Source organism: Streptomyces sp. CB02400, from assembly GCF_001905725.1.
Lineage (GTDB): Bacteria > Actinomycetota > Actinomycetes > Streptomycetales > Streptomycetaceae > Streptomyces > Streptomyces atrovirens.
On the sequence record NZ_LIWB01000024.1, the window covers coordinates 59791 to 80564 of the forward strand.

A 20774-nucleotide genomic window follows, 5' to 3' on the forward strand; every position below is an offset into this window, starting at 1 on the left:
CCAACTCCGCCCGCAGCACCCACCATCACACCACTTCAGGCAGAGTACTACGTCCGGAGTTGCCCGTCGACGCGTCAGCCCTCCCCGGACTCCAGCACCGCCATCGCCGCGTTGTGCCCCGGTACACCGCTCACCCCGCCGCCGCGCACCGCGCCCGCGCCGCACAGGAGGACGTTGGCGTGCCGGGTCTCCACGCCCCAGCGGCCGGTGCCGTCCTGGGCATGGGGCCAGGACAGTTCGCGGTGGAAGATGTTGCCGCCGGGCAGTCCGAGGTCGCGTTCCAGGTCCAGCGGGGACCGGGCCTCCAGGCACGGGCGGCCGTCGGCGTCGGTGGCCAGGCAGTCCGCGAGGGGCTCGGCGAGATGGGCGTCGAGCTGGGCGAGCGTCGACTTCAGGAGTTCCTCGCGTACGGCGTCGTTGTCCCGTTCGAACAGCCGGGCGGGGGTGTGCAGTCCGAACAGGGTGAGGGTCTGGTAGCCCCGGGCGGCCAGGTCCGGGCCGAGGATCGTGGGGTCGGTGAGCGAGTGGCAGTAGATCTCCGAGGGCGGGACGGCGGGCGGCTCACCGGCGGTGGCCTGGGCGTGGGCGGCGGCCAGTTGCCCGTATCCCTCGGCGATGTGGAAGGTGCCGGCGAACGCCTCGCGCGGGTCGACGGAGGTGTCGCGCAGCCTCGGCAGCCGCTCGAGCAGCATGTTCACCTTGAGCTGGGCGCCCTCGGCGGGCGACGGGGGTGTGTCGCCGGTGAGCCTCGCGAGTTCCTGCGGGGAGGCGTTCACCAGGACGTGCCGGGCGGCGGCGACGCCCTCGCCGTCGGCGGTGCGGTGGGTGACCTCGGCGGTGCGGCCGTCGGTGTCGACGCGCACCGCCCGGTGGCCGGTGGCGATGACCGCTCCGGCGGCGCGGGCGGCGTCGGCCAGGGCTTCGGTGAGGGCGCCCATGCCGCCGACGGGGACGTCCCAGGCGCCGGTGCCGCCGCCGATGACGTGGTAGAGGAAGCAGCGGTTCTGCTTCAGCGAAGGGTCGTGGGCATCGGCGAAGGTGCCGATGAGGGCGTCGGTGAGGACGACGCCGCGCACCAGGTCGTCGGCGAAGCGCTCCTCGACGGCGACGCCGAGGGGTTCCTCGAAGAGGGTCCGCCAGGCCTCCTCGTCGCCGACCGTGCGGCGCAGTTCGTCGCGGGTGGGCAGCGGCTCGGTGAGGGTCGGGAAGACGCCGCGGGCGACGCGGCCGGTCATGTCGTAGAAGCGCTGCCAGGCCCGGTACTCGCTCTCGGAACCGGTGAGCCGGGCGAACGCCTCGCGGGTGCGCTGCTCGCCGCCGCCGACGAGCAGCCCGGTGGGCCGTCCGTCGCGTTCGACGGGGGTGTACGAGGAGATGGTGCGGGTGCGCAGTCGGAAGTCGAGCCCCAGGTCCCGGACGATCTTCCGGGGCAGCAGGCTGACCAGGTACGAGTACCGGGACAGCCGTGCGTCGACGCCGGTGAACGGGCGGGTGGACACCGCCGCCCCGCCGGTGTGGTCCAGCCGCTCCAGCACCAGCACGGAGCGCCCGGCCCGGGCGAGGTAGGCGGCGGCGACGAGGCCGTTGTGGCCTCCGCCGACGATGACGGCGTCGTAGGTCCGGGTTGCCTCGGGTGCGGTCATGGTTCTTCGTAGCACGCACCGGTCCGCACCGGCCAGACACGCACCGGTCCGCACCGGCCGGACACGCGCCGGAGTCTCACGCCCCGCCGACCGCCCCCTGCTGCCGCAGTGCCGCCACCCGGCGGTACAGCCCGGCCGCCTCCGCGCCGCGGCCCAGCCGCTCCAGGCAGTGGGCCTCGTCGTTGCGGGCGGCGAGGGTGTCGGCGTGGTCCGCGCCGAGGACGCGCTCACGGGCCTCGGCGACCCGCCGGTACTCGGTCAGCGCGTCCGCCCAGTGGCCGAGCCAGCCCAGCCCGACGGCCACCTCGCGACGGCTGACCAGGGTGTCCGGGTGGTCGGCGCCGAGGACCCGCTCGCGCAGCGCGCACACCTCGCGGGACTCGGCGAGGGCGTCCACCCAGCGGCCGAGCCGGCCGAGGTTGACGCCGATGCCGTGCCGGGCGCGCAGGGTCTCGGGGTGGGTGGGTCCCTGGACGCGGGTGCGGTCCCCGACCAGGGCGCGGTAGAGGTCGAGGGCCTCGGCGGTGCGGCCGAGCCGGCCCAGGCTGATGCCGGTCTCGTAGCGGGCGGCGAGGGTGTCGGCGTGGTCCGGGCCGAGGGCCCTGGCGCGGGCCTCGGCGACCTCGCGGTAGGTCTCCAGGGCCTCCGTCCAGCGGCCCAGCTGACCGAGGGTGTAGGCGACGTCGTACCGGGTGACGAGGGTGTCGGGGTGCTCGGGGCCGAGCACGCGGGCGCGGTCGGCGGCCACCTCGCACGCCATGCCGTACGAGTCCTCCAGGCGGCCGAGCCGGCTGAGGTTGAAGGCGAGGTTGTGGCGGCAGCGCAGGGTGTCGGGGTGGTCGGGTCCCATGGTCCGCTCGCGGGCGGCGAGCACCGACAGATAGACCTGGTGGGCGTCGAAGGGGCGGCCGAGCTGGGCGAGGACGTACGCCATCTCCTGGCGGGCGGCGAGGGTGTCGGGGTGGTCGGCGCCGAACGCGCGGATGCGGGCCTCGGCGACCTGCTTGTAGGCGCGCAGCGCGTCGGCGGCGCGGCCGGTGCGGCTGAGGGTGAACGCGACCTCGTAGCGGCTGGCGAGGGTGTCGGGGTGGTCGGGGCCGAGGAGGTGCTCGCGCTCGGCGGCGACCGCGCGGTGCACCTCCCCCGCCTCCGTCCAGCGGCCGAGGCGCCCCAGGCTCAGGCCCGCGTTGTGCCGTCCGGCGAGGGCGGTCAGCGCCTCCGGTGAGGGCGCGGGCGGCCCGTCCGCCGCGGGCCGCGCGCGGGAGCCGGCGGCGGGGCGGGCGATCCACTCGCCGGACAGGCCGGCCGCCGGGTCGGGGGGTGTGGTGCGCAGCCCGGCGCCGGCCGCCTTGTGTCCGGTGGTCATGCCGCGGGTCCAGGACGGCAGCCGGGCCGCGCGCCCCACCGGCTCGGGCTCCTCGAAGAGGTACGGACGGACCGCGCCCGCGGGTGCGTCGGGCGGGCCCGCCGGGCCCGGCCCTGCCGCCACCGCGGCCGGTGCGGCCCGCAGCGCGCCGACCCGGCGGGCCAGTTCGCGGGCGCTGTCCGGCCGCCCGCCGGGCTCCTTGGCCAGCAGGTCCAGGATGATGCGCTCCAGCCGCTCGGGCAGTTCGGCGCGGTGGCCGCGCGGCGGCCGGGGCGGGGTGTCGCGGTGTCCGACGAGGACCGCCCAGGCGTCGTCGAGGTCGAACGGCGGCACACCGGTGGCGATCTCGTACAGCACGCAGCCGAAGGAGTACAGGTCGCTGCGCCGGTCCACCTCCGAGCCGCTGATCTGCTCCGGCGACATGTAGTGCGGGGTGCCCATGGCGACGCCGGTGCCGGTCAGCCGGGACGTGAAGCCGATGTCGTGGCCGAGGCGGGCTATGCCGAAGTCGCAGATCTTCACCGTGCCGTCGTCCAGCCGCACGATGTTGGCGGGCTTGAGGTCCCGGTGCACGACGCCCTGGTCGTGGGTGTAGGCGAGGGCCGCGGCGACCTGCTCGGCGACCTCCACCACCTCGTCGACCGGCAGCGGATGCTGCTTGTTGTCCTCCAGGAGCTGGCTGAGGTTGCGGCCCTGGAGCAGCTCCATCACCAGATAGAGCACGCCCTCGGACTCCCCGAAGTCGTGTACGACGGTGATCCCCCGGTGCTGCAGTGCCGCGGCCACCCGGGCCTCCCGGCGGAACCGCTCGCGCAGCACCCGGCTGAACGACTGGTCCTGCTGCGGGCCGACGGGTTTGAGGCACTTCACGGCGACCTGCCGCCCCAGTGACTCGTCCCGTGCCCGCCACACCTCCCCCATGCCGCCGCGTCCGATCCGGTCGATCAGCCGGTACCGGCCGTGGATCAGCCTGCTGTCCCCCATCTCCTTCGCCCGCCCCCGTCGCAGTCCGCCCCGCCCTCCCCTGGCTCGTCCAGTATGGCGACAACTCGCCCGAGTTTGTACGGTGCCGCGACGCCCGGTCCTCGTCGCTTACCGGCGGGTCAGTTCAGAGTGGCGAGGAATTCCGTGCAGGCCCGTGCGCAGGCGCGGCACGCCTGTGCCGTCTGTTCCGCCCCGGAGCAACCGTCGAACACCTGCGCGCTCTCCAGGCACACCTGGCGGCACCACTCCACCTGGACGCGGATGGTCGCCTCGTCCACCTGGTTCTGCTCGGACAGCACCCGGCAGGTCGCGTCGCAGACCTCCGCGCACATGATGCCCTTGCGTCGTACGAGTTCCTGGTTCTCGGTGCCGTCCGGGTCCACGAGGCTCGCCCGCGTCGCGCAGGACCGCGCGCACTCGGTGCATGCCTGGGCGCACGCGAAACGGTCCTCCAGGAACCGGAACAGCTCTTCCTGGGATGTCGTCGTCACATCGTGCGGGTAGCCGCCGCCCCGGCGGCCAAACCCGGTGCCCGCAAGGGTTCCACGCGCTGTGCGGCGCTGCGAGGTGAGCAGGTTGGCGGGCGGGACCGGGGGTACTCGCGGGCCATGATGAACACCGCGTGGATGGAGACGGCCGACCTCGCCGCGGGCCGCGGTGCCCTCGGTGCGGGGCTCGTGGTGGCGGGTGTGGTGGTCCTGGCGCTGCTGATCGGCATGTTCGTCTTCGGCAGCCGCCGGGTCAGGAACAGCACGGTGCGCCGACCCGGCCCGGAGGAACAGCCCCGGATGCCCGAGGGGGGCCCGGTCCGGGAGACACGGGAGCGGCGGGAGCCGGACGAGGTGCCCGGAAGCGACGAGCGGCTGCTGCCGCACGAGCTGAAGGGCCACGGCAACGCCGGCAGCCGTACGAGCGCGTCGCAGGAGCGGCCCCGTTGGGACGAGGGCAGCAGCGGGGCGTTCGGCAGCGGCGGGCCGGGGGGCCGCTGACCGTCCCGCTCCCCGTCGGCCTGCCGCCGACGGCCATGCAACGTCGTACACCAGGGAAGTGAGAACCATGGCAGATCCCGCCCGCAACGCCCTGCCGCTGCCCGATTACGACCATCTGCCCATCGGCGGCCTGGAGAGCCGGATCCGCTCGCTGTCCGCGGGCGAGGTCGAGGAGCTGCTGGCGTACGAGCGTTCGCACGCCGACCGGGTTCCGGCGACCGGGCTGCTGAAGGCCCGGCTGGAGCAGCTCAACGCGGGTGCCGAGCCGACGTCCGGCGACCCCGGCGCACTCCGTCCCGAGCAGGGCGCCGGGCGGGCCGGGTCCCCGGTCTCGCCCGCCACCTCGCCGCAGCCGTCCAGCCCGCCGCCGCACGGCACCCCGGACCAGCGGGGCAAGCCGAAGGGCGACCGTACGTAGGCAGGGCCGGCCACCGCCCCGGGGCGGGCCGTACGTCCATCGACCGCTGTGACGCGGTCATGGGCGTACGGCCCGCCCTTTCGCGTGTCCGAGGCGAGCGTGTCCGAGGCGAGCGCGTCCGAGGTGAGGTGGATCACAGCACTTAGGTGCATCGTTTCGCCGGGTCATGAGTCTTTGTCTCAGGTGTAAGGGGTTGTTCGGACACGGGGCGGTGGGGATGGAGCGGTTTCGGGTGGACGGCTTCGACGAGTTCGTGGCTGCCCGCTGGTCGGCGCTGCTCCATGTCGCGCGGCTGCTCACCGGCGGTGACCGGCAGCGCGCCGAGGACCTCGTCCAGGAGGCCCTGGTGAAGCTGTGGTTCGTCTGGCCGAGGGTCGCCGAGCAGGCCCCGGAGGCGTATGTGCGCCAGGTGCTGGTGCGGATGGCGGCCCGTTCGGCCCGGCGCCGCTGGTGGGGGGAGCGCCCGGTGGGCGAGCTGCCCGACCGGGCCGGGCCGGGCGACGTGTCGTCGGCCGTCGCGGAGCGCTCGCGGCTGGAGGCCGCGCTGGCGCTGCTGCCGCCCCGGCAGCGGGCCGCGGTGGTGCTGCGCTACTGCGAGGACCTGCCCGAGGGCCAGGTGGCGCAGGCCCTCGGCTGTCCGGTGGGCACCGCGCGCTCCCACGCGTCGCGCGGTGTGGCGCGGCTGCGGCAGATCCTGTCCGACACCGTCAGGCCCGTGGGGTGAGGGGAGAAGCGATGGACGACTTCGAGCGTGAGCTGACGCGCATGATGCGTGACACCCGGCAGCCGGCTCCCTTCCGGTCCGAGCACCAGGAGCGCCTGTACGAGGGCATCCGGGTCCGCCGCCGGGTCCGGCTGCTGTGGCGGGCCGGCGGCTCGGCCCTCGCGGTGGCCGGGCTGAGCGTCGGACTGGCCCTGCTGCCCGGCGCCGGCTCCCGGTCCCTGCCCGCCGACCGGCGGCCGCTGCCGGCGACCAGTCCGACGCCGCCGCCGGTGTCCCCGGAGCCGACGACGTCCGCCCCGGATGCGGACCCGAGCGTGTCGTGGCCGCCGACGGACACGCCCGGGACCACGGACGCCGGCACCACGTCACCCGGGTACGGCGGCACGCCGACCTCGCTCCCGCCGACCAGCACGCCCGACACCACCCGGCGGGCCACGACGGCACCGCCGCCGACCGCACCGCCGTCCACGTCACCGGCACGGGGGCCCTCCGCCTCGGCCGGTGAGGAGTCGGCCGGCAGCGGCTAGCCCCTCCGATCCCCGCCCGTGGGCGACCCCGCCCCGGGCCGTTCCCCCGACCACCACTCGGGCGCGGCATGCCCGTACCAGGGCCCCGTCATGCCGTACGCCGGAAAGAGACCGTGAACCCGTCATGAGAACCGCGAGGCGGTCGGCACCGACCGACCGCCGCTCATCCGCCGCGTCCGCGGCGCAGGTGGCGCTGCCGCGCCGGGCGCCGCTGCCGGCGCACCATCCGGAACCCGTCCTGGACGTGGTCGTGCCCGTGCACAACGAGGAGAACGACCTGGAGCCCTGTGTCCGGCGGCTCCACGCGCACCTCGCGGAGACCTTCCCCTACACGTTCCGGATCACCGTCGCCGACAACGCCAGCACGGACCGCACTCCGGCGATCGCGGAGCGGCTGGCGCGGGAGCTGCCGGGGACGGAGTGGATACGGCTGGCCGAGAAGGGCCGCGGCCGGGCCCTGCACACCGCCTGGTCCCGGTCGTCCGCGCCGGTGCTCGCCTATCTGGACGTGGACCTGTCCACCGATCTCGCGGCCCTGCTGCCGCTGGTGGCCCCGCTGATCTCCGGGCACTCGGACATCGCGATCGGCACCCGTCTGGCCCGCGGCTCCCGGGTGGTGCGCGGACCGAAGCGGGAGATCATCTCCCGCTGCTACAACGGGCTGCTGCGCGGCACCCTCGCCGTGCGGTTCTCCGACGCGCAGTGCGGTTTCAAGGCGGTACGGCGGGACGTGGCCGAGCGGCTGCTGCCGCTGGTCGAGGACCGGGGGTGGTTCTTCGACACCGAGCTGCTGGTGATAGCCGAGCGTGCCGGACTGCGCATCCACGAGGTGCCGGTGGACTGGGTGGACGACCCCGACAGCCGGGTCGACATCCTGTCCACGGCGCTGGCGGACCTGCGCGGCATGGCCCGGCTGGGGCGCGCCCTGGCCGGCGGCCGGCTGCCGCTGGCCGCGCTGCGCCGCCCGGGGGAACTCGACGGGGCCGCCGGGCTGCCGCCCGCGCTGGTCCCCCAGTTGCTCCGCTTCGCCGCCGTCGGGGCGGCCAGCACCCTGTTCTACCTGCTGCTCTACAGCGTGCTCCGGCCCGCCGCGGGCGCCCAGGCGGCCAACGCGCTCGCCCTGCTGGCCAGCGCCGTCGCCAACACCGCCGCGAACCGGCGGCTCACCTTCGGGGTGCGCGGCCGGACCGGGGTACTGCGCCACCAGCTCAAGGGGCTGGCGGCGTTCCTGGTCGGCCTCGCCCTCACCAGCGGTTCGCTGGCCGTGCTGCACCGCGCGGCGCCCGGGGCCGGGCCCCGGGTGGAGCTGCTGACGCTGGTCGCCGCCAACCTCGCCGCGACCCTGCTGCGCTTCCTTCTTCTGCGGGCCTGGGTGTTCCCCGGCCGGCGCTCCCGCCGTACGACAGGATCCCCGACCTCATGACCACCGCCCCGACGAACCAGGCCGGCCCGGCCCCGTCCCCCGTGCCCCGGCCCGACACCGCCCCGCCGGCCGCCCCGGACCCACGCGAGCGGCTGCGCCGCGCCGCCGTGCGCTACGGACCCGTCCTCGCGACGTACGGCGTGCTGAAGCTGGTGGGCTTCGCCGTCTTCATGTACCTGCTGGACTCGGCCGGCGACTTCCGCGAGAAGCACCCGCGCTTCGGCGGCGGCGCCCACACCTGGGACGTGCTGGGAAGCTGGGACGGCTGGTGGTACCAGCAGATCGCCCTGCACGGCTACGACCCGGCGCTGGAGCCGATACCCGGCGCCACCGGGCTGATCACCCTGGAGGGCAACTCGGCGGCGTTCTTCCCGCTGTACCCGGCGCTGATGCGGATGGTCTCGGAGGTCACCGGGCTCGGCCCGTACGGCGCCGGCATGACCGTGTCGGTCGTGTCCTCCTTCGTCGCGGCGCTCGGGATCCACGCCGTCACGGCCCGGCTCGGCGGGCACCGGGCCGGTCTGGTCGCCGTGGGGCTGTGGGCGGTGTGGCCCGGTTCCGGCGCGGAGTGGGCGGTGTACTCCGAGTCCGTGTACACGGCGCTGGCCGCCTGGGCCTGCTACGCCGTGATGACCCGGCACTGGCTCACCGCCGGGGTGCTGACCTTCACCGCCGGCCTCGCCCGGCCCACCGCCGTCACCCTGGTCGCCGCCCTCGCCGTCGCCGGACTGCTCGCGGTGTGGCGCCGCGAGGAGGGCATCCGCCGCCCGCTGGTCGCGGTGGCGATCGCCCCGCTGGGCGTGGCCGGCTATCTGGGCTGGGTGGGCTACCGGATGGGCGACTGGGGCGGCTACAACAAGCTCCAGGACGGCGCCTGGGCCCACAAGTTCGACTGGGGCCGGCACAGTCTCGACGTGCTGACCTCCGTACCCGTCGGGCACTTCGACTACCGGTTCGCGATGCCCGTGGAGGACCTGATCGGGGTCGGGGTGGTGCTGCTGGTGCCGGTGCTGACGGTGCTGCTGATGCGGCTGCGCCCGCCCGCCGTCCTCGTCGTGTACACGGTGCTGTCGTACCTGATGGTGATGGCCACCCAGCAGTACTTCGGCAACGTCTCCCGCTATCTGCTCCCCCTGTTCCCGCTGTTCGTCCCGCTCGCCCTGGCCATGCGCCGGCTGAGGTGGCCCTCGCTGGCCACGGTGCTGGGCACCGCGGCCCTGGCCTCCGGCTCGTACGCGGGATACGTCCTGTTCGAACTGGGCGTGCCGTAGTCCTACGGTGGAGGCATGGGCGCCGGGACGGTGACGCTGTTCCTGTGCGGGGACGTGATGCTCGGGCGTGGTGTCGACCAGATCCTTCCGCACCCGGGCGATCCCGCGCTGCGGGAGGACTTCGTCCGGGACGCGCGCGGCTATGTGGAGCTGGCGGAGGCGGTGAGCGGCCCGGTTCCCCGGCCGGTCCCGTTCTCGTGGCCGTGGGGCCGGGCGCTGGAGGTGCTCGGTGGGGCCGCCCCGGATGTGCGGATCGTCAATCTGGAGACCTCAGTGACGCGGAGCGACGCGTTCGCGCCCGGGAAGGCCGTCCACTACCGGATGAGCCCGGCCAATGTGCCCGCCGTGGAGGTGGCGCGTCCCGACGTGTGCGTCCTGTCCAACAACCATGTGCTCGACTTCGGCCGCCCCGGGCTCCGGGAGACGCTGGACGTGCTTCACGGCGCGGGTCTGAGGACGGCGGGCGCGGGACGGGACGCCGACGAGGCGTACGCGCCGGCGGTGGTTCCCGTCGAGGGCGGCCGGGTGCTGGTGTTCGCCCTGGGGATGATGTCCAGCGGCATCCCGCCGAGCTGGGCGGCGACGGCGGAGCAGTCCGGGGTGGCGTTCCTCGCGGAGCCGTCGGCCGCCGCGGCGGAGGCGGTCGTCCGGCGGGTGCGGCAGGCGAAGCGTCCGGGGGACGTCGCGGTGGTGTCCGTGCACTGGGGTTCGAACTGGGGCCATCATGTGCCGCGGAGCCATGTCGGCTTCGCCCACGCGCTGGTCGACGGGGGTGTGGACGTCGTCCATGGCCACTCCTCGCACCATCCCCGCCCGGTCGAGATGTACCGCGGCCGGGTGATCCTCTACGGCTGCGGCGACTTCGTCGACGACTACGAGGGCATCACCGGCTACGAGGAGTACCGCGACGACCTGCGGCTCGCCTGTCTGCTGTCGGTGCCCCCGGACGGCGGGCACCCGTCCGGGCTGCGCATGGTGCCGCTGAGAACGCGGCGGATGCGGCTGGAGCCCGCCGCGGCGGACGACCGGGCCTGGCTGCGGGAGACGCTCGACCGGGTCAGCGGCGTGGGCATCGCACTCGACCCGGACGGCGCGCTCACCCTCGCCCCGCGGTGACCGTTTCGGCCGGGCCCGGCGGGGGCACCCGTGCCCGGCTGAGGCAGGAGGTCCCGTATGACGGACGACGTCGCGCACGCGGCCGGGCACACCGATCCGCCGCCGCGCATGGGTTTCTTCACGGACACCACGGTGTGCATCGGCTGCAAGGCGTGCGAGGTGGCCTGCAAGGAGTGGAACGCGATCCCCGAGGACGGCCTCGAACTGACCGGCATGTCCTACGACAACACCCAGGGCCTCGGTGCGAGCACCTGGCGGCATGTGGCCTTCGTCGAGCAGAGCGCGCGGCCCGCCGGCGGGAGCACCGGCCACGACGACGTCGACGTCTTCGACGCCGCCCGCGATCTCGCGGACTCCCCCGGCGGCAGTGAGATGCGCTGGCTGATGTCCTCCGACGTGTGCAAGCACTGCACGCACGCCGCCTGCCTCGACGTGTGCCCGACGGGCTCGCTGTTCCGCACCGAGTTCGGCACGGTCGTCGTCCAGGAGGACATCTGCAACGGCTGCGGCTACTGCGTGCCGGCCTGTCCGTACGGCGTCATCGACCAGCGGCCCGACGACGGACGCGCCTGGAAGTGCACCCTGTGCTACGACCGGCTCGGCGACGGCATGGAACCGGCCTGTGCCAAGGCCTGCCCGACCGACTCCATCCAGTTCGGCCCGCTGGAGGAGCTGCGGGAACGCGCGGCGGGCCGGGTGGCACAGCTGCACGCGGCCGGGACGACGGACGCCCGTCTGTACGGCGAGGACCCGGAGGACGGCGTCGGGGGTGACGGCGCGTTCTTCCTGCTGCTGGACGAGCCGGAGGTGTACGGGCTGCCGCCCGACCCGGTCGTCACCACCCGTGACCTGCCCGCCATGTGGCGGCACGCGGCGGCGGCCGCGGCCTCGCTCGCCGCGCTGGCCGTCGCCGGCTTCGTCGGGAGGCCCCGATGAGCGGGTCCCGCGACGGCGCCAGGGGCGCGGGGCGCCGCCGGGGGCGCGGCGAGCGGGCCATGGTCCCCGACGCCGAGTTCACGTCGTACTACGGCAGGCCGGTCCTCAACAGGCCCACGTGGAAGCCCCTGGACATCGCGGGCTACCTCTTCCTCGGCGGTCTCGCCGGGGCGTCGTCGCTGCTGGCCGCCGGGGCGGACGCCACCGCCCGGCCCGCGCTGGCCCGCACGGCGAAACTGGGGGCGGTGGGCGCGATCTCCCTCTCGACGGCGGCACTCGTGCACGACCTGGGGCGTCCCGCCCGCTTCCTCAACATGCTCCGCGTCTTCAAGCCGACGTCCCCGATGAGCATGGGCTCGTGGCTGCTCGCGACCTACGCGCCGCTCACGATGGCCGCGGCCGCCGCCGACGTCGCGGGCAGGTACAGGGTCGCGGGGGCCGCCGCCACGGCGTCCGCCGCCGCCCTCGGCCCGGCGGTGGTGACGTACACCGCCGTGCTGATCTCCGACACCGCCGTGCCGTCGTGGCACGAGGGATACCGCGAGCTGCCGTTCGTCTTCGCCGGCTCCGGCGCCACCGCGGCGGCCGGTCTGGCCCTGGCTGCGGCGCCCACGGACCAGACGGGTCCGGCGCGCCGTACGGCCGTCCTGGGCGCGCTGCTCGAACTGGGTGCCTTCCGGCTCATGAAGCGGAACATGGGACTGGCGGCCGAGCCGTACGAGCAGGGCGGGCCGCGGACGTGGCTGCGCGCCGCGGAGGTGCTCACGGCCGGCGGCGCCGCGCTGGCGGCCTGCGCGGGCCGCCGTAACCGGGCGCTCACCGCCCTCGCCGGCACGGCCCTGCTGGCCGGTTCCGCCGCCCTGCGGCTCGGCGTGTTCCACGCCGGGGTGGCCTCGGCCGAGGATCCCCGGTACACGGTCGTACCGCAGCGGGAACGACTGGCGGCCCGGTCGCGGGCCGGGGAGTCCTGAGCGGGTCCGGCGGGGTCCGGGGCGGATCCGACGGGGTCCGGGGCGGATCCGACGGGGTCCGGGGCGGATCCGACGGGGTCCGACGGCGTCCCAAAGGGGCGCGGGGAACTGCGCGACCAGCCACGACGGCGCCGCAGACGACCAACGACACATATCCGTACTTCCGGCGGAGCGCTCAGGCGTCAGCGGTGGTCCTGGTCGTCCGGGGACGGCGAGCGCTGGGCCCGTTCCGCGAGGGCGAACTCCGTCCCGGCCAGCAGCAGGTAGACGACCGACACCACGAAGGAGGTCACCGGCCACGCCGCCGACGAGGGAGGCGGTGGCCCACGCCAGGAGCGCCGAGACGCCGACGGAGACCAGGCTGAGCGAGACGCCCATGGCCGTGACCGTGCTCGGTCCCTCCTCCAGGGCCTTGCGGAACCCGGTGGTCGCCAGCAGTTCCAGGACGCTGAAGGCCACGGCCGCGCCCAGCGCGAAGTAGATGTAGGACGCCGAACCGGACACCTTCGCCTCGACGTTCAGCAGCCCCAGCGCGATGGTGATCGACACCGAGTATCCGTAGGCCTGGCCGTTGTTGCGCAGCGAGGCCCGGATCCCGTGGGCCACGTGCCTCAGGGGCATGCCACACCCTCCTTCGTCACCTTCGTGCCGTCGCCATTGTGCGCTTCCGCGCGATGTACGCCCCGGATTGGAGCGCGCGGGGGTGGGTACCCCGGCCGGGCAGACGCGTACTCCGGAAAGGGCAGACGTGATGGGCGTGCGCACCTGGATCGATTCCTGGCCGGTCTACCGCCAGCTCAAGGGCACCGACCCGCTGGGCCGCGGCGCCGCCGCCAGGAGCGGGCCGAGCGGGCGGCTCGCGCCCCGCACCGCCACGGCGGACCGGGTGGTGAAGTCGGTCTGCCCGTACTGCGCCGTCGGCTGCGGCCAGAACGTGTACGTGGAGGACGAGCGCGTCACCCAGATCGAGGGCGACCCCGACTCCCCCGTCTCGCGCGGCCGGCTGTGCCCCAAGGGCTCGGCCAGCCTGCAGCTGACCACCGGGGGCGCGCGCGAGCACCAGGTGCTGTACCGGCGTCCGCACGGCACCGACTGGGAACGCCTCGACCTCGGCACGGCGATGGACATGATCGCCGACCGGGTGATCGAGGCCCGCCGGGCGGGCTGGCAGTGGGAGGTCGACGCGGCCCGCACCCGGCGCACCCTCGGCGTCGCGAGCCTGGGCGGGGCCACGCTGGACAACGAGGAGAACTACCTCATCAAGAAGTTGTTCACCGCCATGGGGGCCGTCCAGATCGAGAACCAGGCGCGTATTTGACACTCCTCCACCGTTCCCGGTCTGGGAACCTCGTTCGGCCGCGGCGGCGCGACCACCTTCCAGCAGGACCTGCAGCACTCCGACTGCATCGTCATCCAGGGCTCGAACATGGCCGAGTGCCATCCGGTCGGGTTCCAGTGGGTGATGGAGGCCAAGGCCCGCGGGGCGAAGGTGGTCCACGTCGACCCCCGGTTCACCCGTACCAGCGCCCTGGCCGACGTGCACGTACCGCTGCGGGCCGGTTCGGACATCGCCTTCCTCGGCGGGATCATCAACCACGTACTGAGCAACGACAAGTACTTCCGTGACTACGTGGTCGCGTACACCAACGGGCCCGTGATCCTGCGGGAGGACTTCCGGGACACCGAGGACCTCGACGGTGTCTTCTCCGGGCTCGACGCCGACAGCCGCAGTTACGACCCGAGCACCTGGCAGTACCGGGGGGTCGACGTGCAGGCGGCCTCCGGGCAGCGGGACCAGCAGTTCGACAAGCTCAGCGAGTCTCCGGACGTCGCGGAGGCGGCACGCGGTGAGTCCCACGGCTCCGGCGGTCCCACGATCCCGGAGGGCGAGCCGGAACGCGACGAGACGATGACCCACCCCCGCTGCGTCTTCCAGGTCCTCAAGCGGCACTACGCCCGCTACACGCCCGAGATGGTGGAGCGGATCTGCGGGGTCCCGCAGGACCTGTTCCGCCAGGTGTGCGACCTGGTCACCGAGAACTCCGGACGGGACCGCACCACCGCCCTCGCGTACGCGGTCGGCTGGACCCAGCACACGGTCGGTGTGCAGTACATCCGCGCGGCGTCCGTGCTGCAGAGCCTGCTCGGCAACATCGGCCGGCCCGGCGGCGGCATCCTCGCGCTGCGCGGGCACGCCTCCATCCAGGGCTCGACGGACATCCCCACCCTGTTCAACCTGCTGCCCGGGTACATCCCGATGCCGCACGCCCACCAGAGGCAGGACCTGGACGCCTTCGTCCGGGCCGACGCGGCGCCCAAGGGCTACTGGGGCAACATGCGCGCCTACCTGGTGAGCCTGCTCAAGGCGTACTGGGGCGACGCGGCGACCCGGGAGAACGACTTCTGCTTCGACTACCTGCCGCGGCTGACCGGCTCCCACTCCACGTACGAGACGGTCATGGCCCAGCTCGAGGGCGTCTGCAAGGGCTACTTCCTGATGGGCGAGAACCCCGCGGTCGGCTCCGCCAACGCCAAGCTGCAGCGCCTGGGCATGGCGAACCTGGACTGGCTCGTCGTACGGGACTTCTCGCTCATCGAGTCGGCCACCTGGTGGCAGGACGGCCCGGAGATCGGGACGGGTGAGCTGCGCACCGAGGACATCGGCACGGAGGTGTTCTTCCTGCCGGCCGCCGCGCACACCGAGAAGGACGGCAGCTTCACCAACACCCAGCGGCTGCTGCAGTGGCACCACCAGGCCGTCGAGCCGCCCGGCGAGGCGCGCAGCGACCTCTGGTTCACCTTCCACCTCGGGCGGATCATCCGGGAGAAGCTCGCCGCGTCCACCGATCCGATGGACCGGCCGCTGCTCGACCTGACGTGGGACTACCCCACCAAGGGCCCGCTCGCCGAGCCGGACGCCGAGTCCGTGCTGGACGAGATCAACGGCCATGACGCCGAGGGCGCCCCGCTGTCGGGCTACGAGCAGTTGGCGGACGACGGCTCCACCTCCTGCGGCTGCTGGATCTACTGCGGGGTGCGTGCCGACGGCGTCAACCAGGCCGACCGCCGTACACCCGGCGGTGAACAGAACTGGGTCGCCGCCGAGTGGGGCTGGGCCTGGCCCGCCAACCGCCGGGTGCTGTACAACCGCGCCTCGGCCGACCCGGAGGGCAGGCCGTGGAGCGAGCGCAAGGCGCTGGTGTGGTGGGACGCGGAAGCGGGCGAGTGGACCGGGCACGACGTCCCCGACTTCAAGAAGGACAAGTCCCCCGGCCACCGGCCGCCGAAGGACGCGACCGGCCCCGATGCCCTGTCGGGCACCGACGCGTTCATCATGCAGGCCGACGGCAAGGCCTGGCTGTACGTACCGTCCGGCCTCACCGACGGACCGCTGCCGACACACTACGAGCCACAGGACTCGCCGTTCCCGAACCTCCTGTACGGCCGTCAGCGCAACCCGGTACGGCATCTGCTGCCGCCGCACCCGGACAACCGCTACCAGCCGAGCGGCGGAGCGCCGGGCACCGAGGTGTTCCCGTACGTCGCCACCACCTACCGGCTGACCGAGCACCACACGGCGGGCGGCATGTCCCGCTGGCAGCCGTATCTGGCCGAGCTCCAGCCGGAGTTCTTCTGCGAGGTGTCACCGGCGCTCGCCGCCGAGCGGGGCCTCGCGCACACCGGCTGGGCGACGATCGTCAGCGCCCGCGCGGTGATCGAGGCACGGGTGCTGGTCACCGACCGGATGGCACCGCTGACCGTGCACGGCCGCACCCTGCACCAGGTGGGGCTGCCCTACCACTGGGGCCCGAACGGCTACAGCACGGGGGACGCGGCCAACGAGCTGCTGCATCTGTCCCTCGACCCCAACACGCACATCCAGGAGGCGAAGGCGTTCGCCGTCGACATCCGGCCGGGGCGCCGGCCGAGGGGTCCGGCGGCCCGGGAGCTGGTGCGCGCGTACCGGGAACGGGCGGGCATCGACGAGGAGACCGGCACCGAACTGTGAACTGTGGGGCTCACCTGAGGACGACGGAGTGCGTGCCCTTCGGGACGAGTTCGCCGACGACCGGGGCGCCCGGCACCTCGCCCGCGACCAGCAGGCCGCCGGAAGTCTGGGCGTCGGCGAGGAGCAGCCGGGTGTCGTCGTCCGCGGTCCCGAAGTCGGTGAACGGCGTCACCCAGTCCAGGTTCCGCCGGGTGCCGCCGCTGACGTAACCGTCCCGCACGGCCTCGCGGGCCCCGTCGAGGTAGGGCACGGCGGCGGTGTCGAGCACGGCGGTGACGCCGGAGGCGCGGGCGAGTTTGTGCAGGTGGCCGAGGAGGCCGAAGCCGGTGACGTCGGTGGCGCAGACCGCGCCGGCGGCGAGGGCGGCGGCGGAGGCGTCCCGGTTGAGGGCCGCCATCGTGGCCACCGCCTGCTCGAACCGCTCGCCGGTGGCCTTGTGCCGGTTGTTGAGCACGCCCAGGCCGAGGGGTTTGGTGAGTGACAGGGGCACGCCCGGCCGGCCGGTGTCGTTGCGCAGCAGCCGGTCCGGGTCGGCCAGGCCGGTGACGGCCATCCCGTACTTGGGTTCCGGGTCGTCCACGCTGTGTCCGCCGCCCACGTGGCAGCCCGCCTCGGCGGCGATCTCCCGTCCGCCGCGCAGGACTTCACGCGCCAGTTCGAAGGGCAGGACGTCACGCGGCCACGCCAGCAGGTTGACGGCGACGATCGGCCGCCCGCCCATCGCGTACACGTCGGACAGGGCGTTGGCGGCGGCGATGCGGCCCCAGTCGTAGGGGTCGTCGACGACGGGGGTGAAGAAGTCCGCGGTGGACACGACGGCTTGTGAGGTGGCCCCGCCCTCCCCCGGCAGGGTGACGACGGCCGCGTCGTCCCCGGTGGCCAGACCGACCAGGAGCGAGGTGTCGCCGGCGGCCGGCACCGGTCCGGAGAGCCCGGCGAGCACGTCCTCCAGTTCTCCGGGCGGGATCTTGCAGGCGCAGCCGCCGCCGTGCGCGAACCGGGTGAGGCGTACGGGTGTCCGAGTCGGGGAGTGCATGTGCCTGGGCTCCTTGTCGGGGATCGGGCGGGTGAGCCGGTAGCCTGGGCGGGCGGTGGAGGCGTGTGGGTGCCTGGTGGCCCTCCCGGTCTTCAAAACCGAGGTGCCCGAGGATCTCGGGCAGGCGGGTTCGATTCCCGTCCGCCTCCGCTCTCCGGGCCGTCGGGCCGGCAGCGACGGCGCCGGTCGTCCACCCGTTCGGTGAGGCCCCGCCCGTCCAGGAACTCCAGCAGCGGTACGGCCACCCGGCGCGTGGTGTCCAGCGCCTGTCGGGCCTCGCTCAGGGTGAACGGCTGGGGAAGGTCGCGCAGCACGGCGGCGGCGCGGGCGTCCGCTCCGGGCAGCAGGACGATGCCGTCGGCGACCCGCAGCAGCGCGCCCGCGGTGACCGCGGCGGCCAGTTCCCTGCGGCCCAGGCCCAGTTCGGCCAGCCGGCCGGCCTCCGGGGCGTGGAAGGGCGAGTGCCGCAGCTCCTCCTGGAGGGCGTCGACGGCCGCTCGGACCGGTGGCGGGAGAAGGGGCCCCTGCCGTCCGGGGCCGTGCAACCGCCCGTGGCCGCTCCGCAGCGGTACCGTGCCCGGGGCGTCGGCGAGCGCGTCGACCAGGGCCCGGTCGGGCAGGCCGAGCAGCCGCCGGGCCGCCTCGGTGGGCAGGCCGGGATCCAGCGGATGCCGGGCCGCGTGCCGTTCCACCTCGTCGCCCAGCCGGCCGCGCAGCGCCGCCCAGTGCTCCGGGTCGGCCAGCCAGTCCCCGGCGACGGGCGGCGCGGGAGCGGGCGCTCCCATGGCCTCCAGCTCCGTACGGCGGACGAGCCGGCGCCGTCCCAGTTCCGCCGCGCCGTCCGGGCGGCCGGTCATGCCGTCCAGTTCGGCCGCCCGCGTGCGGGCGGCGCCACGCCGGGTCAGCGGGGGCGGCCGGACGTCCAGCACGGTCACCCCGCGGGGCGTGTGCCGCCCGCCGGGTGCGCGCAGCACCGCCCGGTCACCGATCCGCAGGGGCAGCTCCCGCGCGAGGGTCAGCCGGGCCGTGTCCGCGCCGAGCGGCCGGACGGTCACCGGCACCGCGGCGGTGCCGAGGTGCAGGGTGACTTCGCGGGGCAGCTCGCCGACGGGCGTACCGCCGACGCGGGCGTCGACCGTCGTGGTGAGCAGCCAGCGGTCCGGCGTCAACAGCACCCGGCCGCGCCCGAGTACGGCGTCGGGCGCCCCGTGGACGTTGACCGCCACGCGGGCCACGCCGCCGACGGCGTCCCGTTCCTCGTGCAGGCACTGCAGCCCGCGCACCCGCACCGCGGTCGTGCCGTCGCCCGTCACCAGCCGGTCGCCGACCCGCAGGGTGCCCGCGCCCAGGGTGCCGGTGACGACCGTGCCGTGACCGCGCACGGTGAAGGCGCGGTCGAGCCACAGCCGTACGTCCGCGTCGGCCGGCGGGACGGGCAACGCGCGTGCCAGCTCCGCGAGTTCCTTGCGCAGCCGGTCCAGCCCCTCGCCCGTCACCGCGCTCACCGCGACGGACGGCACGGTGCCGAGGGAGGTGGCGGCGATGCGTTCGGCGGCGTCCGCGCGCACGGGGCCGGGGTCCGCCAGGTCGCTGCGGGTGACGGCGAGCACGGCGTGGCGCACGCCGAGCGCGTCCAGGATCTCCAGGTGTTCCTGCGACTGTTCCTGCCAGCCCTGGTCGGCGGCCACCACGAACAGCACGGCCGGCACGGGTCCCACGCCGGCCAGCATGGTGGCGACGAACCGTTCGTGGCCCGGCACGTCGACGAGGGCCAGGTGCTCGCCGTCCGGCGGGTCGAGCCGGGTCCACACGAATCCGAGGTCCAGGGTCAGGCCCCGGCGCCGCTCCTCCGCGAACCGGTCGGGTTCCATCCCGGTCAGCGCCCGGGCCAGGGCGGACTTCCCGTGGTCGACGTGCCCGGCGGTGGCCAGCACCCTCATGTCGCCCACCGTCCCTCGACCGACCGTACGGCCTCGGCGAGGTGCTCGTCGTCCGGTTCCGGTACCGCCCGCAGGTCGAGCAGGCACCGCCCGGCCTCCAGGCGCCCCACCACGGGGACCGGTCCGGTGCGCAGGGCGGTCGCGTAGCGCTCGGGCAGGGACAGGGCGGCGCTGGGCAGGGTCACGCCGGGGGCTCCGCCGCCACCGACGGTCGCCTCGCTCGCCACGGCCCGCACGTCGACGCCGTCGGCCCGCAGCAGCGCGGCGAGCCGTCCGGCGCGCCGGGTCAGCTCCGCCGGGTCGGCGGCGAGTGCCTCGCCGGTGGGGGTCGCGGGGCCGGTGAGGGTCGCCTCCAGGGCGGCCAGGGTCAGCTTGTCCACGCGCAGGGCACGGGCGAGCGGGTGCCGGGACAGGGCGCCGATCAGGTCCTCGCGGCCCAGGAGCAGTCCGCACTGCGGTCCGCCCAGCAGCTTGTCGCCGCTCGCGGTGACGAGTGCGGCACCTGCCGTCAACTGGGTGTGGGCGTCGGGCTCTTCGGGAAGCAGGGGGTGGCGGGTGAGCAGTCCGGAGCCGATGTCGACGACGACCGGGACGCCCAGGTCCGTGAGTTCGGCGACGTCCGCGGCGTGGGTGAATCCGGTGATCCGGAAGTTGGAGGGGTGCACCTTCAGCACGAAGGCCGTCTGCGGGCCGACGGCCTCGGCGTAGTCGGCGGCGGTGGTGCGGTTGGTGGTGCCGACCTCGCGCAGCCGGGCACCCGTGGAGACCAGCAGGTCGGGCAGGCGGAAGCCGTCTCCGATCTCCACCAGCTCGCCCCGGCCGACGACGATCTCCCGTCCGGCGGCGAGGGCGGTGGCGGCCAGGACCAGGGCGGCGGCCCCGTTGTTGACGAGGTGCACGGCGGCGGCGGCCGGCACCGCGGCGCGCAGCGCGGCCAGGGCGGTGCGGCCCCGGCGCGCCCGGACGCCGGTGCCCAGGTCCAGTTCGACGTCGGTGGGCCCGGCGGCGTCCCGCACCGCCTGCCGGGCCGCCGCCGAGAGCGGGGCCCGACCGAGGTTGGTGTGCAGGAGCACCCCGGTGGCGTTGATCACCGGGCGCAGCCCGACCGGCGACCGCGGCAGCAGGGCCACGGCCGTGTCGGCCACCTTCTCGGGCGGTACGGCGCCCTCGCGCGCCCTCTGCTGGGCCCGGTGGACCGCCGACTTCACCTGCCCGGTTCCGAGCCGGTCCACCGCCTCGAGCAGACGGGGGTCGCGCAGCACGGCGTCGGTGCGCGGGATCCGCCGTCGCACGTCCGCGCCCGGCGTACTCTCCGTCGAATCGGCTGCGACCCGCTGCTCCACCCGCTTCCTCCGTTCAGGCCCATGCCACCGGTCGGTCCTTCATCGTCCACCAGTGCCCCGGTCCGGGGCCCCGACACG

At 74.6% G+C, this 20774-nt stretch carries 16 protein-coding genes, 1 tRNA gene and 1 pseudogene; 12 read left to right on the forward strand and 6 right to left on the reverse strand.

The features are described 5' to 3' along the window. Positions 1–74: 74 nt before the first annotated feature. From AMK33_RS36540 to AMK33_RS36550, 3 genes are all read right to left on the reverse strand, one after another. Positions 75–1643: a phytoene desaturase family protein gene (locus AMK33_RS36540; protein WP_107425326.1), complete on the reverse strand. Its 1569-nt coding sequence runs from the start codon at positions 1641–1643 to the stop codon at positions 75–77. 76 nt (positions 1644–1719) lie between these two features. After that, on the reverse strand, positions 1720–3993 hold the full coding sequence (locus AMK33_RS36545; protein ID WP_073937343.1) for a serine/threonine-protein kinase: 2274 nt from the start codon (positions 3991–3993) through the stop codon (positions 1720–1722). 119 nt (positions 3994–4112) lie between these two features. After that, positions 4113–4484: a ferredoxin gene (locus tag AMK33_RS36550; protein ID WP_073937345.1), complete on the reverse strand. Its 372-nt coding sequence runs from the start codon at positions 4482–4484 to the stop codon at positions 4113–4115. Positions 4485–4604: 120 nt separating this feature from the next. On the opposite strand from AMK33_RS36550, the gene AMK33_RS36555 reads away from it, so the two are divergent. The 11 genes from AMK33_RS36555 (at position 4605) to fdh (ending at position 16377) form a co-directional block, all read left to right on the forward strand. Next, a complete protein-coding gene (locus AMK33_RS36555; protein ID WP_073937392.1) occupies positions 4605–4982 on the forward strand; it encodes a DUF6479 family protein in 378 nt (125 codons plus the stop codon). Positions 4983–5049: 67 nt separating this feature from the next. Then, complete coding sequence (locus AMK33_RS36560; RefSeq protein WP_073937348.1) at positions 5050–5400, forward strand: hypothetical protein; 351 nt, start codon at positions 5050–5052, stop codon at positions 5398–5400. Between the two features lie 217 nt (positions 5401–5617). Then, on the forward strand, positions 5618–6124 hold the full coding sequence (locus AMK33_RS36565; protein ID WP_073937349.1) for a SigE family RNA polymerase sigma factor: 507 nt from the start codon (positions 5618–5620) through the stop codon (positions 6122–6124). Between the two features lie 11 nt (positions 6125–6135). Beyond that, positions 6136–6651, forward strand: coding sequence for a hypothetical protein (locus AMK33_RS36570; RefSeq protein ID WP_073937351.1), 516 nt, complete (start codon positions 6136–6138; stop codon positions 6649–6651). Between the two features lie 124 nt (positions 6652–6775). After that, a complete protein-coding gene (locus AMK33_RS36575) occupies positions 6776–8074 on the forward strand; it encodes a bifunctional glycosyltransferase family 2/GtrA family protein (protein WP_079195111.1) in 1299 nt (432 codons plus the stop codon). Beyond that, the gene (locus AMK33_RS36580; RefSeq protein WP_107425328.1) at positions 8071–9345 is read left to right on the forward strand and encodes a hypothetical protein; all 1275 of its coding nucleotides are present in this window, start codon (positions 8071–8073) and stop codon (positions 9343–9345) included. The genes AMK33_RS36575 and AMK33_RS36580 overlap by 4 nt, the downstream gene beginning before the upstream one ends. A 15-nt stretch (positions 9346–9360) precedes the next feature. Beyond that, on the forward strand, positions 9361–10461 hold the full coding sequence (locus AMK33_RS36585; RefSeq protein WP_073937352.1) for a CapA family protein: 1101 nt from the start codon (positions 9361–9363) through the stop codon (positions 10459–10461). A gap of 57 nt (positions 10462–10518) precedes the next feature. After that, on the forward strand, positions 10519–11397 hold the full coding sequence (locus AMK33_RS36590) for a 4Fe-4S dicluster domain-containing protein (protein ID WP_107425329.1): 879 nt from the start codon (positions 10519–10521) through the stop codon (positions 11395–11397). Then, positions 11394–12368 carry an NrfD/PsrC family molybdoenzyme membrane anchor subunit gene (nrfD, locus tag AMK33_RS36595; protein ID WP_201263143.1) on the forward strand — a complete coding sequence of 325 codons (975 nt, stop codon included), beginning with the start codon at positions 11394–11396 and terminating at the stop codon, positions 12366–12368. The genes AMK33_RS36590 and nrfD overlap by 4 nt, the downstream gene beginning before the upstream one ends. Before the next feature lie 319 nt (positions 12369–12687). Further along, positions 12688–12849 (forward strand): hypothetical protein, encoded by a 162-nt coding sequence (locus tag AMK33_RS42585; protein WP_158075159.1) that lies wholly within the window; start codon positions 12688–12690, stop codon positions 12847–12849. 270 nt (positions 12850–13119) lie between these two features. Beyond that, positions 13120–16377: a formate dehydrogenase gene (gene fdh, locus AMK33_RS36605; protein WP_235618299.1), complete on the forward strand. Its 3258-nt coding sequence runs from the start codon at positions 13120–13122 to the stop codon at positions 16375–16377. Positions 16378–16387: 10 nt separating this feature from the next. Here fdh and selD read toward each other — a convergent pair whose 3' ends face one another. Beyond that, positions 16388–17413, reverse strand: a complete 1026-nt coding sequence (selD, locus tag AMK33_RS36610; RefSeq protein WP_073937359.1) for a selenide, water dikinase SelD — start codon at positions 17411–17413, stop codon at positions 16388–16390. 57 nt (positions 17414–17470) lie between these two features. Here selD and AMK33_RS42590 point away from each other — a divergent pair. Next, positions 17471–17563 (forward strand) — tRNA-Sec (locus tag AMK33_RS42590). Positions 17564–17601: 38 nt separating this feature from the next. Here AMK33_RS42590 and AMK33_RS36615 read toward each other — a convergent pair. Together AMK33_RS36615 and selA are read right to left on the reverse strand one after the other, a co-directional pair. Further along, positions 17602–19353, reverse strand: a pseudogene (locus tag AMK33_RS36615) (SelB domain-containing protein); the annotation flags it as partial. Next, positions 19350–20696 carry an L-seryl-tRNA(Sec) selenium transferase gene (gene selA, locus AMK33_RS36620; protein WP_073937362.1) on the reverse strand — a complete coding sequence of 449 codons (1347 nt, stop codon included), beginning with the start codon at positions 20694–20696 and terminating at the stop codon, positions 19350–19352. The gene selA and the pseudogene AMK33_RS36615, both read right to left, overlap by 4 nt. Between the last annotated feature and the right edge of the window lie 78 nt (positions 20697–20774).